At 58.2% G+C, this 14,956-nt stretch carries 13 protein-coding genes; 4 read left to right on the top strand and 9 right to left on the bottom strand.

From position 1 onward, the window contains the following. Nucleotides 1-58: 58 nt before the first annotated feature. A complete protein-coding gene (locus PV433_RS32560) occupies nt 59-388 on the bottom strand; it encodes a hypothetical protein (protein WP_190929843.1) in 330 nt (109 codons plus the stop codon). A gap of 235 nt (nt 389-623) precedes the next feature. Between PV433_RS32560 and PV433_RS32555 the strand changes: the two genes are divergently transcribed. Further along, on the top strand, nt 624-3,734 hold the full coding sequence (locus PV433_RS32555) for a heparinase II/III domain-containing protein (RefSeq protein ID WP_332076117.1): 3,111 nt from the start codon (nt 624-626) through the stop codon (nt 3,732-3,734). A gap of 210 nt (nt 3,735-3,944) precedes the next feature. Here PV433_RS32555 and PV433_RS32550 read toward each other — a convergent pair whose 3' ends face one another. From PV433_RS32550 to PV433_RS32535, 4 genes are all read right to left on the bottom strand, one after another. Further along, a complete protein-coding gene (locus tag PV433_RS32550; RefSeq protein WP_332076116.1) occupies nt 3,945-4,913 on the bottom strand; it encodes a magnesium transporter CorA family protein in 969 nt (322 codons plus the stop codon). A gap of 126 nt (nt 4,914-5,039) precedes the next feature. Continuing rightward, entirely contained in the window at nt 5,040-5,813 is a 774-nt protein-coding gene (locus PV433_RS32545) for a sigma-70 family RNA polymerase sigma factor (protein WP_332076115.1), read from the bottom strand. Next, nucleotides 5,810-6,256 (bottom strand): anti-sigma B factor RsbW, encoded by a 447-nt coding sequence (gene rsbW / locus PV433_RS32540; protein WP_332076114.1) that lies wholly within the window; start codon nt 6,254-6,256, stop codon nt 5,810-5,812. Before rsbW ends, PV433_RS32545 begins: the two co-directional genes overlap by 4 nt. A 21-nt stretch (nt 6,257-6,277) precedes the next feature. Beyond that, complete coding sequence (locus PV433_RS32535; protein ID WP_190929848.1) at nt 6,278-6,631, bottom strand: STAS domain-containing protein; 354 nt, start codon at nt 6,629-6,631, stop codon at nt 6,278-6,280. Nucleotides 6,632-6,798: 167 nt separating this feature from the next. On the opposite strand from PV433_RS32535, the gene PV433_RS32530 reads away from it, so the two are divergent. Further along, nucleotides 6,799-6,963 carry a hypothetical protein gene (locus tag PV433_RS32530; protein ID WP_190929849.1) on the top strand — a complete coding sequence of 55 codons (165 nt, stop codon included), beginning with the start codon at nt 6,799-6,801 and terminating at the stop codon, nt 6,961-6,963. An 866-nt stretch (nt 6,964-7,829) separates the two neighbouring features. Here the strand turns inward: PV433_RS32530 and PV433_RS32525 are convergent. The 4 genes from PV433_RS32525 to PV433_RS32510 form a co-directional block, all read right to left on the bottom strand. After that, complete coding sequence (locus PV433_RS32525) at nt 7,830-8,348, bottom strand: hypothetical protein (protein WP_332076113.1); 519 nt, start codon at nt 8,346-8,348, stop codon at nt 7,830-7,832. Nucleotides 8,349-8,437: 89 nt separating this feature from the next. Beyond that, on the bottom strand, nt 8,438-11,158 hold the full coding sequence (locus tag PV433_RS32520; RefSeq protein WP_332076112.1) for an ATP-binding protein: 2,721 nt from the start codon (nt 11,156-11,158) through the stop codon (nt 8,438-8,440). Next, on the bottom strand, nt 11,158-12,315 hold the full coding sequence (locus PV433_RS32515) for a PP2C family protein-serine/threonine phosphatase (RefSeq protein ID WP_332076111.1): 1,158 nt from the start codon (nt 12,313-12,315) through the stop codon (nt 11,158-11,160). Before PV433_RS32515 ends, PV433_RS32520 begins: the two co-directional genes overlap by 1 nt. A gap of 201 nt (nt 12,316-12,516) precedes the next feature. Further along, a complete protein-coding gene (locus tag PV433_RS32510; protein ID WP_190929853.1) occupies nt 12,517-12,870 on the bottom strand; it encodes a general stress protein in 354 nt (117 codons plus the stop codon). Nucleotides 12,871-13,242: 372 nt separating this feature from the next. Here PV433_RS32510 and PV433_RS32505 point away from each other — a divergent pair, with 372 nt between their 5' ends. Both PV433_RS32505 and PV433_RS32500 read left to right on the top strand, forming a co-directional pair. Next, entirely contained in the window at nt 13,243-13,407 is a 165-nt protein-coding gene (locus tag PV433_RS32505; protein WP_190929866.1) for a DUF1328 domain-containing protein, read from the top strand. A 345-nt stretch (nt 13,408-13,752) separates the two neighbouring features. Then, nucleotides 13,753-14,742 (top strand): LacI family DNA-binding transcriptional regulator, encoded by a 990-nt coding sequence (locus PV433_RS32500; protein WP_332076110.1) that lies wholly within the window; start codon nt 13,753-13,755, stop codon nt 14,740-14,742. The last annotated feature ends 214 nt before the right edge of the window (nt 14,743-14,956 follow it).

Below are 14,956 nucleotides of genomic sequence, written 5' to 3'. Positions count from 1 at the left end.
TGCTTTAAAAATACGGCCGGCCTGGCCGCCATGAGCGGACCGGAGGCCGGCTTTTTCCTTATGAAACCGTCTCGGCACGGGACAGCAGGTCCATCCATTCGCGGGAGGTCAGACGCCTCTCCATAATCCACGCTACGGCGATCGGTCTGCGCTCGTGCCGGACCAGTTCGTCCTCCTTCAAGTAGTAGCCGTGTTCCTTGGCGATCTGATACACCATACAGAAGTGCTCCGCGCTTTCGACGGCTTGCTCCAGCGAATCATAGGCACAAAGCGTACGCCCGAAGCCCAGCGGGTTGGAACGGGTTTGAATATTCACATTGAAGCAGCGATCCGTCTCGAAAACCAATATGTCACTGTCAAAACAACGAATCTGATGTTTCACTGTCATGACATTCACCGCCTGTCCTTAGAATAAGGGTTAAGCCTGATCGTACGGTACGATGCTTGCTTATATTAGGGTATCCCGTACTTCTACTTAACCGGAACGCTGCGATTTGAAACCGGTTACCGAGAAGTTCGTCTACACCTCAATAAATGACCGTCACTTCTTACGAAATTGGCATGACCTCTAAGGCGGCCGGCAGTATGATAGGATAACCGAGAGGATGGAGAGGGGAATCCGGATGAAACGTCGAAGCACGATTTATACGCCGCCCAAAAGGGAAAATGCCCGCCGTAACGCAGAGCGGTTCGAGTGGGCGAAGGTGCTGAGGGACTGCGCGGTGAACGACGCCGACAGCTATTTGGCGATCGGGCATGAAGCGTTGTGGAATCTCGTGCCGGGGCAGACACTGCCGCGCAGCTACGGGGTGAATCAGCGTCTAGGAAGCCCGGTTACGGGCAAGGAGATCGATAAGTACGGCAATTATCCGTACCAGGCCGACCCGCTGAAGGCGCCTTGGAAAATAACGGACCCGAGCAGCGGGATGTCGTTCCCGGCGAACGATTTCGCGGCGTATTACGCCAGCGGCCTCGACGAATCGGGCTTCTTCCGTCCGGAAAGAGCGGACCGCAGCTTGCTCGTCAACACGCTGTATCCCGAGAGGGGCCTGGACTGGGGCGTCGACGACGGCTATGGCTGGACGGATGAGAAAGGGAATACGTATACGTTCGTCGCTTATTATGTGCATTGGTTTTTGTGGCACCCGGGCACGGGCGTGATCTTAAAGGCGCTTGCCGCGTTGCGCGACGCCTACCTATATACCGGCAGGCCGGAATATGCCGCAGCCGGCATTGTACTGCTGCATCGCGTGGCTGACGTCTATCCAAGTCTGGACGTAGCCGAGCATGACAAAACGATTTTTTTGAATTCGCACGGAGGGACCGGACTCGGTCAGGCGCTCGGCTCGATTTGGGAGGCTTCGCTGGTCAAGCAGCTGCTTTACAGCTACGACGCTTTTTTCCCGGCGATGGGCGAACCGGAGGCGATCCGCTTTCTGAACGGGAAATCGCCGGCCTTGTCCGGGACCGGTCATACGGCGGAAACGCTGTGCAGTCATATCGAGCACGGGATCGTGAGGCAGGTATACCCCGCCGTCAAGGCGGCAAGAAACTACGGAAATACCGGCTTCCACCAAAGCGCGCTGGCGCTGGCGGCCGTCGTACTCGACCAGGAGCCGGAAACCGGGGAATGGATCGCCTTCAACGGGCGTGCGGGGAAAAGACTGAATCAGCCTTGGCAGGTGACCGGCGGCAATATATTGTCAGCGCTCGTCAACGACGTCGACCGCGACGGTCACGGCAACGAAGCTTCGCCCGGCTACAACGCTTTGTGGCTGAATTCGCTGCTCGAGGTGGCGGATATTATGGAAGGGTATTCGGATGATCCGGCGGCCGATTTGTACCGGCATCCCAAATTCCGCAAAATGTTTGATGCCTTTATCCCGTTAATATGCTCCGGACGGTTCGTGCCGACGATCGGGGATACCGGGAAGGCCGGAAATCCCGGCATAGGGTTCAAAGGTTCCGTGTTTGTAAAGGCGTTTGAAGTATACGGAGATCCGGTATTCGCGCAGGCTGCCTACTTGATCAACGGGAACGGAACCGCGGGGATTACCGGCGGGATGTTCTCGGATGATCCGGAACGGATCGCGCGCGACATCGAGGACGTAATTGCAAACCGCGGACGGCTGCGTCTGGACAGCGATCAGTTAACCGGCTACGGCTTCTCCGTACTGAGGGACGGCGAGGAGGGCGAAGGAGGCGGAGCGGACGGAAGCGCGGCGGATACAAGGCGGGACGTCTGGATGTATTACGGCCGCAACACGGGGCACGGGCACCGCGACACGCTGAATATCGGGATTCACGCGTTCGGCATCGATTTAACGCCGGATCTGGGCTACCCCGAGTTCGCCGATGTGGTCGATATGCACCGGGCCCAGTGGGTGATCGGGACGATCAGTCACAATACAGTGCTGGTGGACAAGAAAAAGCAGGACCCGCAATGGGTCGGCGAGCCCCGACATTTTGACGACGCCGGCCGTATCAAGCTGATGGACGTCGAAGCTCCGCTGGCGTACCGCCACATCTCGATGTACAAAAGGGTGACGGCGATGGTCCGTGTGGGGCGGGAATCGTTTTACGCCGTTGACCTGTTCCGCGTACAGGGCGGTCAGGACCATCATTACAGCTTCCACGGCGCCGAAGGGCCGGTTACGGTCGAGGGACTGAGCCTGGTCCCGCAGAAGGAAGGAACGTATGCGGGGGCGGACAGCTCGTTCGGCGTCCGCCCGGAAGGGGACGATGTGCCGGGGGCGGCTTACAACGGAGCCGGCTTCCACTGGCTGAATAACGTCGAGCGGGACCGCAATCCGCAGCGGCAGTTCAGCGTCGACTGGTCTGTCGTCGACACATGGGGAAGTTTGCCGGAGAGCGAACGGGGAACCGTGCACATCAGGCTGACGATGCTGGGCGAGTTCGACGAGGTTGCCTTGGCGGACGGAGTGCCGCCCCGCAACAAACCCGGCAACCCGGCCTCCCTCCGCTACGTGCTGGCCCACCGCCAAGGCGGCGATCTGTCCAGTTTTTTCACCTCGGTCCTAGAGCCTTATCAGGGCGAACGTGTTGTACGGGCGATCCGGCTGGCGACCGTGGAGCGGAAGAATGCCGGTTCGGAAGCTGCAGGAGCCGGAGCCGAAGCCGAAGCGGGAGCGAAAAGAGCTGCCGCCGGCGATCTGGCCGCCCGTGCGGTCCGGGTGGAGCTGGCGTGCGGAAGAACCGACTATATCGTCAGCTCGCTTCATCCGGACGAGGAACTGCTGCTGGACGGCGAGATCGTATTCCGCGGGGCGTTCGGATTGTATTCCGAGCGTGCGGGCCGCCCGGAGTACGCCTATGTCCATGACGGAACGGAGATCGGACGCGCGGATTCCGCGGAACGGCTGGTGCTGGCAGCGGGAAGACGTACCGGCAAAGTAACCGGGTTTACGAAGGAGCCAAGCGATCGGAACACGATAACCGTACAGCTCGAAGGAACGGCGGAGGCAGCGGAACTGCAGACGCTCGCGGGACGGTTCGTATACGTTGCGAATGACGGCGTCCGCAATGCAGTATACCGGATTCGGAGCGCTTATGCCGGTCCCGGAGGCGGGACGGTGCTGGATATCGGGGATATGACGCTCATACGCTCGTACGCCGATCCGGAGGACTATGCCAAAGGATTTGTTTACGATATTAAGGAGGGCGCGGCGTTGTATATTCCGTTATCCGCCGAAAGGGAGTATTCGCGGGACTGAGGGAACAATAGGAAGGGGCTGTCCTCAACGTTTTTTTGCGACGGTTGCGCCCCGCTTCGCACCGATTTTCCCGGCGATTGATGCCCGGTCACACGTCGGCTTACCCGAGAAAAAGGACCTCGTCCTCCACGTTGCAGTGGAAACCGAGGTCCTTTCGCTTCGGAATCGGGACGTTGCGATGTAGGCGAACTCTTCTGGAACAGCTCTCCTTTAGACGTTGGAGCCGGCTTTACGCCCCCTCAGCAGATCGCCGGTCCAGCCTTTGCGCCATAACCAGGCGTAGATGACGGCGGTCAGCACCAGCACGGCCGCGCAGGCGGCCCCAAACCCGGAAGACCAATCCGCAAACGGCAGCAGATCGAAATTCATCCCCCATAGGGCGCCTATGACTGTAGCCGGCGTGAACAGCACGGTGAAGATCGTCAGCGTTTTCATAATCTCGTTGCCGCGCACTGAAGAGACGACCTCCTCCATCTGCAGCAGCGTATCGATATGGTTCTCGTGCTTGCGAAGCAGCCGCTCGATCCGTTCGAGCTTCAGGCTCAACCGGAGGCATTCCGGAAGCTCGTCCGGCTCGTCCAGAAACGATTCGCGTACGGCGTCCCCGGCTTCACGCAGAGGAGTCAGAGCCAGACCGAATCGAATCAGCTCGTGCCTCCGCTCCAACAGCCGATCCACAATCCGCTTGCGATTGCGCTCCCGCATCGACTGTTCCAATTCGCCGAGCCTGGCCTCGTAGCCGTCCAGCGCGGCATGCAGCGGCTCGACGAGCGAGCATAACAGGACACAAAACGCCTCGTGGGCCGTTCTGCAGCGTTCCAGGCGCTGGGCCCAAGGTGATTCCTCCAAGCGGATGTCCAGCCCGCTGCTTGCCGGAATAACGGTGATCAGCCGCGATTTCATCACATGGAAATGCAGCGGAGGACATTCCGGGTGAGCAGGCTTCGAACCGAAATCGACCTTGTACCGCAACGTCCCGTACAGGACGGGCAGCCCGCCCGATGTCGCCGTCACGATCGTCAAATTGTCGTCTTCCTGGCTTAAGCGTTCGATCCAGGCAGCCGTGTCCGTGTCAGTGACGAAGAGATCGTCCTTGTGCGGGGGAAGCTGCCGCCGAACCCACTGCCAATCGGCAAACGAATCCGGGCTTGAGTATTGGCTTGAAGTAGGCTCGCTCATATCCGCTCTCCTCTCGGCATTGCGGTCCCGGCCATTCCGAAGAGGCACGTCCGTTCTCCGGTCGGCTCCGGGCCGTACGCGCCGTCTTGGTTCTGCTTTGCCTGCCGCAGCGCGCGAAGGGCGAAGCTACGGCTCCGGGTTCTCGTTCTCCAGCAGCGCTTTCAGCTTTTCTGTAGCCCTTTTCAGAATGCGGGATACGCTCATTTGTGAGACGTGAAGCTGTTCGGCTATCGCCCGCTGGGACAGCCCGGCTTCGAAGACGAGGGACAGCACCTTTCGTTCCTCAAGCTTCAGGTGAGCCAGCGCCGCTTCCAGATCCATCCGGTTATCCACAGATTCGAAATCGTTAACCGGCGCGCCGATCAGATCGCCCAGCGTAGAGGTGGATTCCTCCTCCGATACGGGGGTGTCGAGGGAAACGTAGTGATACAGCTCGCGTCCGGCGAACACCTCCATCGTCTCCTCGTACGACAGTCCGAGGTGGTCTGCGATTTCCTCGATCTTCGGAGAACGCTCCAGCCGGATCGTCAATTCGTCGACCGCCTGTTGGAGCAGGGCGCCTTTTTCCTTAATGCGGCGCGGCACTTGAATGTACCAGGACGTATCGCGAAGAAAATTTTTCATATGCCCGATAATGCTTTTCATAGCGTAAGGTTCGAACGGGCTGCCCTTTCCGGCGTCGAACTGGTCGAACAAGCGGAGAAGCGACATTTGCCCGACCTGAATTAAATCCTCGTACAGATCGGGACGATTTCGGGACATTTTGCCCGCTGCCATTTTGACCATAGGTTCGTATTGCCGGATGAGCGTTGTAGCCAAATCGTCACTCGGGTTGCGCTGATACTCGACGATCAGTGCAGCAGACGAATTCGGGCAAGGCCATGCCGGGTTAGAGCTCATGCCATCTCCTCACTCCTGCCCAGACGCTTCGTCATGACGACCTCGGTTCCGGCACCGCCGTTTACCTCGACCTCATCCATAAGCGCCTGCATCAAGTATAAACCTAGCCCCCCGGCTTCGATTTCATCGATCGTCTTGCCGTGCAGCGATGGAGACGACTGAGCATCCGCCGCTGTCACGCTAAAGCTTTTTCCTTCATCCTTTACGGTAATGGAGAGAGCATCCCCGTCAATCAGGAAACGGATCTCCATCATGCCCATTCCTTCGTAAGCATACAATACGGCATTGTTGCAAGCTTCGGAAACCGCCACCTTCATATCCTCAATTTCCTCGTACAAAAATCCCATCTTGGAGGCAATTCCATATAAAGTTAACCGGACCAGGTCGACGTATTCCGCCGTGGCCGGAACGCGAAGCGTGACAGTCGGTTCAACGGATTTCATCTGGATTGTATCGATCCTTTCTTAGTGAGCTTGAGCGGCCGACGATGGGCCGACTTGGGTGAGGAACGGCGTAATGCCGGTCATGTCGAACAGTTTCTTGATATTGGGCGGAATCGCTTCTACCGTGAAAGACCCGTTCCTGGCGTGACGCGCCTTCAGCACGGATATCAGAATGCCGATCCCGGTGCTGTCGATGTAACGGAGCTCCTTCAGGTTCAACGTCAGGATCCGGTCACAGAGCTCGACAAGCGGCTCCATGACCGCCCGCATCTGTGAAGCGACTTCAAGATCGAGCTCGCCGCTTATATACACGGTGCACCGGCCTTCCTGGGTCTCGGTGCGCAGTTTTAATTTATCAGAGGTATGCTTGTTCAACTCGGTTCATCTCCCTTATCCGAACGTCTATTGTTATTTAACCACAAAAAATCGGGTTGAAACATGCCGGCGGCATCGAAAAACAAATCGTTTAGGAAAGACTTGGAGCGGGTAACGACAAGTAAGCGTTGCTTCGCTACTATACAAGACGGAAAGGGAGCGATCGTATGGCTATCGAACAAAACCGGAACGTCGAAATCGAGAAAACCAATGTGGAGAAAAAGATGGATTCGAGCCTGGTGGCGTCAACCTTTATCAAATATGCGGCATACATCGTCATCTTCTTCGGCGCCCTGTACTTCCTCGTCAAATACGTCTTTCCGATGTTCTAAAGAAATAGAAGCGGAGAGGGGCCGTTCCCGTCTTGCGCGCGCAGCTCTTCTCGGGTAACCCGTATGGGGAATCGGGAGTGCGGGCCGTAAGCGGGAGCGGCCTTTTTTTAGCGATAGCAGATAGGATGTTCCGTTTTCCCAATAAGTAAAAGATAGCCGCAGCTTGGAATAGAGGATAGAAAGCGTCTGCGGGAATGGGGGAGATACCGGGGAAGAGTGTTGGTTAGAAGCTGGGCCCGGGTGCCGGGTCCGGATTGCGAGTGGTGTCGCAGTCACACGAGGCTGCGCGGGCACCGTGCGCCAGGGTCGCTCGCGGTGTGGAAAAAAGGGAAGTGTGCGCCAAAGTCTGTGCCGGGGGCGGTGTGAATCCCGCTGGGGTGTTCGAATCGAGGGATTCCATTGGGTTTCCGGAGGTATCTATGGATGCATGACTAAAATTGCAGCCTTATGCACCTCTTATTTTTCAAAATATTAGAATTTACTCTAAAATAAGAGGTGCAATCGACTCTTATCCTGCTGCTCTGCTGCTCCGTTGCTCCGTTGCTTAGCTCGTCAGTTGCTCCTTAGTTGTTCAACTCTTCAGTTGCTTAGCTCCTCAACTCCTCCGATCTTCAGTTGCTCAACTCCCCAATTACTCAGTTCCTCAACTCTCAACTGCCCAGCTGCCCAACTGCCCAACTGATCAACTCTCAACCCTTAACTCAGCAGGAAATTGGTTCTGCTCGATCTATACAGCGGAAAGGGAGGCAGGAGGGGCCTCTCCGAGCCTCTCCCGCTCCCCAAGCGAGTCCAAGGCAACCCAAAAGAGCCGCATCCCGGAACAGTAGTCCGGGAGCGGCCCGCGGCCGGTCTGTCATGCCGGTCGGTTACAAAATCGTCGAAGCTCCGCCTTCCCGCAGAGCCGACTCCGCATAAGGCCGGCCGGTCCGGTCCGAGTCGACGACGACCAGCAGCCCGCCTTGCTCGATTCGGTCCAGACAGTAGTCGGTATCCGACTCCTTGAGTCCGAGCGCATCAATCTTATGTCTTGCATTGCTGTCCCCGTCGTAGAGAGCGGCTGCCCCGATTACCGGTCCGACGTATCCGTCTGCAGAGCCGGGTGCGGAATAGCCGGAGGGATGGGTGAGATAAGCGGCTGCTCCCAGCATGCCGATCGGCCCGAACGGCACCCGATCCTCAAGCGGCTCCGGCCTGCCGCCTGCGTATGCCTCTTCTCCGCGAAGCCGGTCCACCGGCATATCGGTTTCAGCTACCACCCGCTGCGCGCGGTCGCCGTTGCCGGCAATGATCCGGACCGACTCCGAACCGAAGCCTTGCGCTTCCAGGGCTTCGACCGCGCGTACCACACCTGTCTCTTCCTGAAATATACCGATCGTTCTTTCCATCGCAATCTACCTCCCGCCGCTTGGATTGGCCTCTCGGCCCTGTCTATTATTACCCCCGGGCGGGACGGTTGAAACGATAAACGGCACCGCTAACGCAGCAGCGCCTCCTTCCAGCGGTTCAGCGTAAGAGGCTTCGCCAGGGCGACAAGGCCGCCGGCTGCCTCTTCCGCCGGGAGCAGAGCGGCTTCGCCGTCGCGGTTCGCCACCAGGACGATTCGCCGCCCTGCGGCGGCAAGCTCCTTGGCGAGAGGAACCGCGCCGGGCAGCTTCGCTCCGAACACGAGCAGGCTGGCGGGGTCTTGCGCCGAGACGGCTTCGCGCAGCTCTGCGGGATCGGAGGCGTTCAGGATGGTGGAGCTGTACCCGAGCCGGCGAAGCAGACCGGCGTTTAACAGCGCCCGGTAAGGCCGCGTATCGGCGATAACCGCCGTTAAGGGGACTCCGGACGTCCGGGCGGCAAACTCTTCGGCTGCGTTATCGGCGGAGGCAGCCATCTCCCGCAAGGAGAGATCGCCGCCGGCGCTGCCTGCATCGAGCCGCGATGCGCGGATCGTGAATACGAACAGCGCGCCGTCCCGCTCCTCCGTGACCGAGCGGATTTCCCCGCCCATCAGCTGCACGAGCGACTTGCAGATCGCCAGCCCCAGACCGGTTCCGCCGTAACGGCGCGACATCGAGGCGTCGAGCTGGGAGAACGGCTGGAACAGCCTGCTTTCCTTATCCTGCGGGATGCCGATTCCGGTATCCTTGACGGCAAATTCGAGATAAACGGTGTCGGAGGGGGCCGCACCCGCAGCATCCATAGTATCCGAGGCGGGCCCATCCGAAGCGGCGGCCTCCGACACATCCGTTGCTTCGGCCGAATCGGCCCGGTCGGCAGGTTCCTCGGCCAGACGAACGAGCACGTAAATACCGCCGGACTCGGTAAATTTAACCGCATTGCCGATCAGATTCGCCAGCACCTGCCGCAGCCTCGACGGGTCGCCGACAATCCAGCCGGGTACGGCCGGGTCAATATCGGCCAGCAGTTCCAGGTTACGCTTCGCCGCCTCCGCGCGGAACAGATCGGCCGCCTCGGCGATGCACGCATCCAGTTGAAACGGCAGTTCCTCCAGCTCCATCTTCCCGGACTCCATCTTCGTAAAGTCGAGAATATCGTTCATCACCTTAAGCAGCGCATCCATACTTTTGCGGATTATTAGGGCGTATTCCTGCTGCTCCGGCTGCAGATCGGATTCGAGCAGCAGATCGGTCATGCCGGTAACCCCGTTCATCGGAGTGCGGATTTCATGGCTCATGACAGCCAAAAAGTCGCTTTTGGCCCGGGAAGCAAGCTCCGCCGTTTCTTTCGCCTCGATAAGCAGAAGGCTTTGCTTCTGGAGCAGCTCTTCGGAGCGCTCCAGCTGTCTCGTATGCTTCTCGAGCATCTCGTTGGAGCGCATCAGTTCCTTGGACTGGTTTTGCAATTCCTCGGTGAGCGCCCGGGATTGCCGGAGCAGTTCTTCCACATGCAGCCGGTCGTGAATCGTGTTCAGGATGGTGCCGAGCTTCTCGGCAAGCTGCTTCAATAGCTCGCGGCGGATGAAGGTGAACGGGAGGAGGGAGGCGAGCTCGATCACGCCGATCACGTCGCCGCGGAAGCGGACCGGATAAATAAGCAGCTGCGCCGGTACAGTTTCCCCGAGGCCCGACCGGATGCGGACATAATGGTCCGGAATGCCGTCCACCGTCATCGGCTTGCCATCTTGGGCGCATTGGCCGATCAGTCCCTGGCCGGTCCGGAACGACGGCTCTACGACCACGTCGCCGCTTGCGGCATACACGCCATGCAGCGTCAGACTGTCCGTGCGCCGCAGCTCGTCGTACAAGTAGATGGCGCCGTACTGCGCTCCGAGCACGGGCGCGAACTCGGTGATGAACGTCTGCGCCACCTGTCCGATATCGGTGGCGTGCTCCAGCAGCTCCGTAATCCGCGCCATATGCGTATTAACCCAGGCCTGCTCTTCCTTGGCCATGTTGTATTTCGCTTCCAGCTCGTTTTTGGCGTGCAGGTCCATCGCGATTCTTTGGAATACCCGGGCCAGCTGGCCGAGCTCGTCCTTCGATTGCACCTCGATACGCTGCAGCGACCGCAGCCGGTGCTGACCGAATTTTCGGGCCATGCCGGTCAGCAGGCTGAGTCCCTTCGTGATGCTCGGAATGACCCAGAGCATAATGCACAGCGCGATCAGGATGCCCGTCACGGTCAGGACGGCCGTCGCGCTGACCGATTGGCGGTAAGTGGCCTGCGAGGCCGCCAGCTCGGCGTCGAGCGCCCGCTGGTGATAGCCGGACAAGCTCTCCAGACTGCCGAGAAACTCTTTCTGCGTGTCGTTGCCCACCGTCCTGCGGTATTCGAGCGCGGCGCTCATCCGGCCTTCCATCAGCATCGAGAGGACATTGTCCTTGAAGGTCCGGAACCGTTCGGCTTCCCGGACGGCCGTATCGACGAGCTGCTGCTCGGCCGGCTCCTGCACCCGGCTTTGCAGCTCGGCGAGCTGCCGGATGACGTTATCGACCGACTGATCGATGACGTCGAACCGGCTTCTGGGGCCATCCGCATCGAGCAGGACGTTGTTGATTTCCCGGGCGGCGGTGTTGACATCCCCGTGAATGGTGGAGGTCAGCTTTACTTTGGCATAACGCATCGTGTAAAACTTCTCCAGGGCATCGTTCATATTGGCCATCCGTTCGTAGCCGATCGTCGTAATGACGATCAGCAGAGCGACGAGCAGGCCGTAGCCCATGACGAGCTTCGTTTTTATTTTCATCAGGAGCTGTCTCCTTTGCGGACTTCGACGACAACCAGACAACGGTCGTCTTGGCGCGCGTCAGGCTCGGGCTTGAGGAAAAAACGGTTCTCCAGCGCTGCGCAGTCCGCTCCGCTTTCCAGCAAAGCGTCCAGCAGCCGGTCGACGCGCTGTTCCTCGCCGGATTCGATCAGCTCCAGCACTCCGTCCGTGTAGAGGAACAAACGGTCGCCTGCGTTCAGGTCGAGCACCCGTTTCTCGACTTCGATCTGCTCGAACAGTCCAATTGCCGTACAGCATCGCTCCAGCCGCTCCGGCGCGGAGCCGTCGCCCCGGGACAACAGTCCCGGAGGATGGCCGGCGTTGACATATTCGGCGGTACCGCGGGATGTATCTACAACCACATACAGGCAAGTGAAGTAATATTGGATGAGCGGATTCGAAAATTGAAGCTGCATCGTCCTCCGGTTCAACTCGCGAATGACGAACTCCGGATCGACTCGGGTCAGGATCGCATCCCTTAGAGCGGAAGCGACGAACATGCAGACGAGCGACGACGAGATCCCGTGCCCCATCGCATCGATGACGGCGATGCCGTAACGGTCGCGGTCGATCCGGTACCAGGCGTACAGATCGCCCGCGAGGTCGTCAGCGGGGCGGTACAGCCCGCGGATCGACAAGCGGGGTTCTTCCACCGGGGAAGGAAGCGCGGCAGCCTGCACCTGCCGGGCCAGCTCCAGCTCCTCGCGGAGCCGCCGGTCCCGCTCCTTGTGCCAGTCCATCTCCGCCTTCAGGCGAAGCGCCGCGCGAATTCGGGCGAGCAGCTCGACCCGGTTGATCGGCTTGGTGACGAAGTCGCTTGCTCCCGCATCCAGCGCCTCCGCCAGCTTGTTCGAATCGCCGACGGCCGTCACCATAATGACCGGGATATCGCGCCATTGCTCGGACTGCTGCACTCTCCGGCACGCCTCGATGCCGTCGATGCCCGGCATCATCATATCCAGCAAGATCAGGTCGATCTTGGGCGGCGGCAGCGGCGCGGGATCGACCAGGCCGAGATGCTGGAACATTTCTCCGGCGGAAGAAGCGGTCTCGATTTTGGCGTAGCCGGCCTTTTTCAGCATCTCCCTTACGACCATCACGTTCATCGGGTTATCATCTACAATCATAATGCGCATCGTTTGCTGCTCCCTTATCGATGGAATCGTTCGAATATCCGGCGATGTTCTCACGTTAGCTGTACGTTTATACTATCTTATCGGCCAAAAGGCTGTCCACCCGGGCTGAAACGACAAGAAGGAATGAGAGCGGGCGGGCTCTCATTCCTTGCCTGTTCCGGAGCTTCCCCGGTCGGGGGCAGGCTGGCTCATGGTCGCATCCTACAATATCCTCTGAGTCGCGGACCGGGCTCTCGCCATAATGATCACCTTGCCGCGGTCCAGCTCCGCTTCATGCATTTCCGCTTCGCGAGGGGTACAGCCCATCGCCTCCAGCTTGGAGCGCAGCTCGTCTCCCCTGGAGCGGAACATATTGGCGATACTTTTGATGACGCCTTCTTCTTCCAAAGTGATCGTATTGACATCCGCCGCTCCCGCCAAGTACTCGGTGCGATCCTTATCGTGCGCCAGGACGAAAATATCTTCAGGCAAATAGCCTTGACGGTGAAGCGTGTTGATTTCCTCCATCGCCCTAGCCCCGTTATCGACTACTTTCAAGAAAACTTTTTCGTTCATAGTGAACGCCTCCTGTTCGTTGCCCCGGTGGGGCGAATGCCGATCTTGTGTACGAAGCCGGTGCTGGATGCGGATAAACATTTCAACATGGGTGAAGCCTCGCCGCTTCCGGTCCGGCATCGTACTAGGCTTTTATTAACCGGGGGAGGACAGGTTGAAACATAAGGTTTCCAGCAGGAATGACTTTGTCGCGAGGGGAATCGCGGTCTGATGCGAAGTTACGAAGAAGACGCAATCAACGGCAAGCGACAGCGAATAAAAGGGGAGGTCCGGGCGAGAAAACGCGTCATGTTTCATTCGGGGGGCAGCGGGTAATGAAATGTACCGGCAAAACGTCGGACATCCATAATCCCAAAAGGACAGGTGATGCATATGTTAAGCTGGGCCGCTTTATTCCTCGTTATCGCAATTGTAGCCGCCATATTCGGATTCGGCGGCATCGTATCCGCAGCCGCTTCGATCGCGAAGGTGCTGTTCTTCATATTCCTGATCTTGTTCCTGATCTCGCTGTTTACCGGACGCCGCGGATCGGCATAATTACACAGCATCGGTACAGACAGCGCTCCCCTGAAGTGGGAGCGGCATCAAGGCCCGCTCGGCGACAGCCGCCTGGCGGGTCTCTTTGGTTGTACGGATGTAAGGTGCAGGCAGCCCGCAGGACTATGGGAGTGCGGCTGTATCCGACCCGGGCGACGGGAAAGGACGGCTGCCGAAACTTCAATCTCCAGCTGTTCCCGTTACCCCGTAAAATTTTCGGGCAGATGGTTATAAAGGTATAGATAATTATGTAGGTTTCTGCTAATATAACGTTATATTAATTGTTTTGTAATCGATTACAAATCGGATGTCAGCCGACTCCAGCTAAAAGGAAACTGCCCGCTCATGAGCTCCATTAAAGAGGTTGCCAAGCAAGCCAACGTTTCGGTCGCGACGGTATCCAGAGTGCTGAACAACGATCCGGTCGTTAAGCCCGCCACGAAGAATAAAGTGCTGCAGGTTATCAAAGAAATGAACTACAAGCCGAACCTGCTCGCCAAAAATTTGCGAAAGCAGGCCAGCCGCACAGTCGTGATGGTGCTGCCTTCCATGTCCAATCCGTACTTCTCGGAAATTGCCAGGGGAGCGCAGGCCGCCGCCTACGACAAAGGCTACAACATCATTATCGGAACGATCGAATCGAAGCGCTGGATACTGGATACTTACATCAATATGCTCAAGACCAATCTGGCGGAAGGAATCGTCTTCGTTTCGTCCAGTGTGAGCAAGGAATTGCTCGAAACGCTTGTGGACGAATACAGCGTCGTTCTGTGCACCGAATATTATCCGGGTATTAAAGCGGCCTGCGTAGCGATCGATAACAAAAAAGCAGGTTATGAGGCAGCGAGGGAACTGATCCGCCGCGGTCATACCCATATCGCCTACATTGCCGGAAACAGTGCGTCGAGCTCCGTTGCCGCCCGGATCGAAGGGTACAAGGAGGCGCTGAACGAAGCGGGCATCCCGTTTCGGCCGGAATTAATCGCCGGAGCGAAAAACAAATTCGAACATGTCAAAGAAATCGTAAACGGCATACTCGGCCAAGGACTACAAATCGACGGCATCCTGACTCATTCAGACCTCCAGGCGTCCTATCTGCTGAAAGGGATTAAGGAAAAGTCGATCGGCTTATCCGCCGGGGTTGGATTAGTCAGCTTCGACGGCACGTTTGTGGCGGAGATTACGAATCCGACCCTTACTTCGATCGTCCAACCTTTGTATGATCTGGGTTACACGTCGGTCTGCAAACTTATCGAGAAGCTGCAGGGCGAATCGGGCGACGAGGAAGAGGGGCTGATCCTGCTGCCGCACCATTTGGAAGTGCGAGAAACATAAGCCTCGCAGAGCCGCAGGTCCGGTCGTTGAAAGCGTTCGGCGAACCGGACGGACGGGCAGGCGGCTAAAGTACCGGGCGGGGACGGAGCACATTCGGCCGGAGATGTACCCGACCCCAGGCGAGGGCGGCAAAGAGGGACGATTTTCTTTTGAAAGATATGTAATCGATTACAAAAGACAAACAAGCATGCATGCATCTACTTGCTGCACGATT

The sequence above is a fragment of the Paenibacillus sp. GYB004 genome (assembly GCF_036577605.1).
GTDB lineage: Bacteria > Bacillota > Bacilli > Paenibacillales > NBRC-103111 > Paenibacillus_AB > Paenibacillus_AB oceani.
The sequence above is the reverse complement of the archived record's forward strand: the minus strand, read 5'-3'. Positions and strand labels throughout refer to the sequence as shown.

What these genes read in the sequence shown, in the direction of transcription:
- rsbW (WP_332076114.1), bottom strand. Translation starts at nt 6,256, where the DNA reads ATGAAATCCGTTGAACCGACTGTCACGCTTCGCGTTCCGGCCACGGCG.
- PV433_RS32545 (WP_332076115.1), bottom strand. Translation starts at nt 5,813, where the DNA reads ATGAGCTCTAACCCGGCATGGCCTTGCCCGAATTCGTCTGCTGCACTG.
- PV433_RS32505 (WP_190929866.1), top strand. Translation starts at nt 13,243, where the DNA reads ATGTTAAGCTGGGCCGCTTTATTCCTCGTTATCGCAATTGTAGCCGCC.
- PV433_RS32550 (WP_332076116.1), bottom strand. Translation starts at nt 4,913, where the DNA reads ATGAGCGAGCCTACTTCAAGCCAATACTCAAGCCCGGATTCGTTTGCC.
- PV433_RS32510 (WP_190929853.1), bottom strand. Translation starts at nt 12,870, where the DNA reads ATGAACGAAAAAGTTTTCTTGAAAGTAGTCGATAACGGGGCTAGGGCG.
- PV433_RS32555 (WP_332076117.1), top strand. Translation starts at nt 624, where the DNA reads ATGAAACGTCGAAGCACGATTTATACGCCGCCCAAAAGGGAAAATGCC.
- PV433_RS32500 (WP_332076110.1), top strand. Translation starts at nt 13,753, where the DNA reads ATGAGCTCCATTAAAGAGGTTGCCAAGCAAGCCAACGTTTCGGTCGCG.
- PV433_RS32560 (WP_190929843.1), bottom strand. Translation starts at nt 388, where the DNA reads ATGACAGTGAAACATCAGATTCGTTGTTTTGACAGTGACATATTGGTT.
- PV433_RS32515 (WP_332076111.1), bottom strand. Translation starts at nt 12,315, where the DNA reads ATGCGCATTATGATTGTAGATGATAACCCGATGAACGTGATGGTCGTA.
- PV433_RS32520 (WP_332076112.1), bottom strand. Translation starts at nt 11,158, where the DNA reads ATGAAAATAAAAACGAAGCTCGTCATGGGCTACGGCCTGCTCGTCGCT.
- PV433_RS32530 (WP_190929849.1), top strand. Translation starts at nt 6,799, where the DNA reads ATGGCTATCGAACAAAACCGGAACGTCGAAATCGAGAAAACCAATGTG.
- PV433_RS32525 (WP_332076113.1), bottom strand. Translation starts at nt 8,348, where the DNA reads ATGGAAAGAACGATCGGTATATTTCAGGAAGAGACAGGTGTGGTACGC.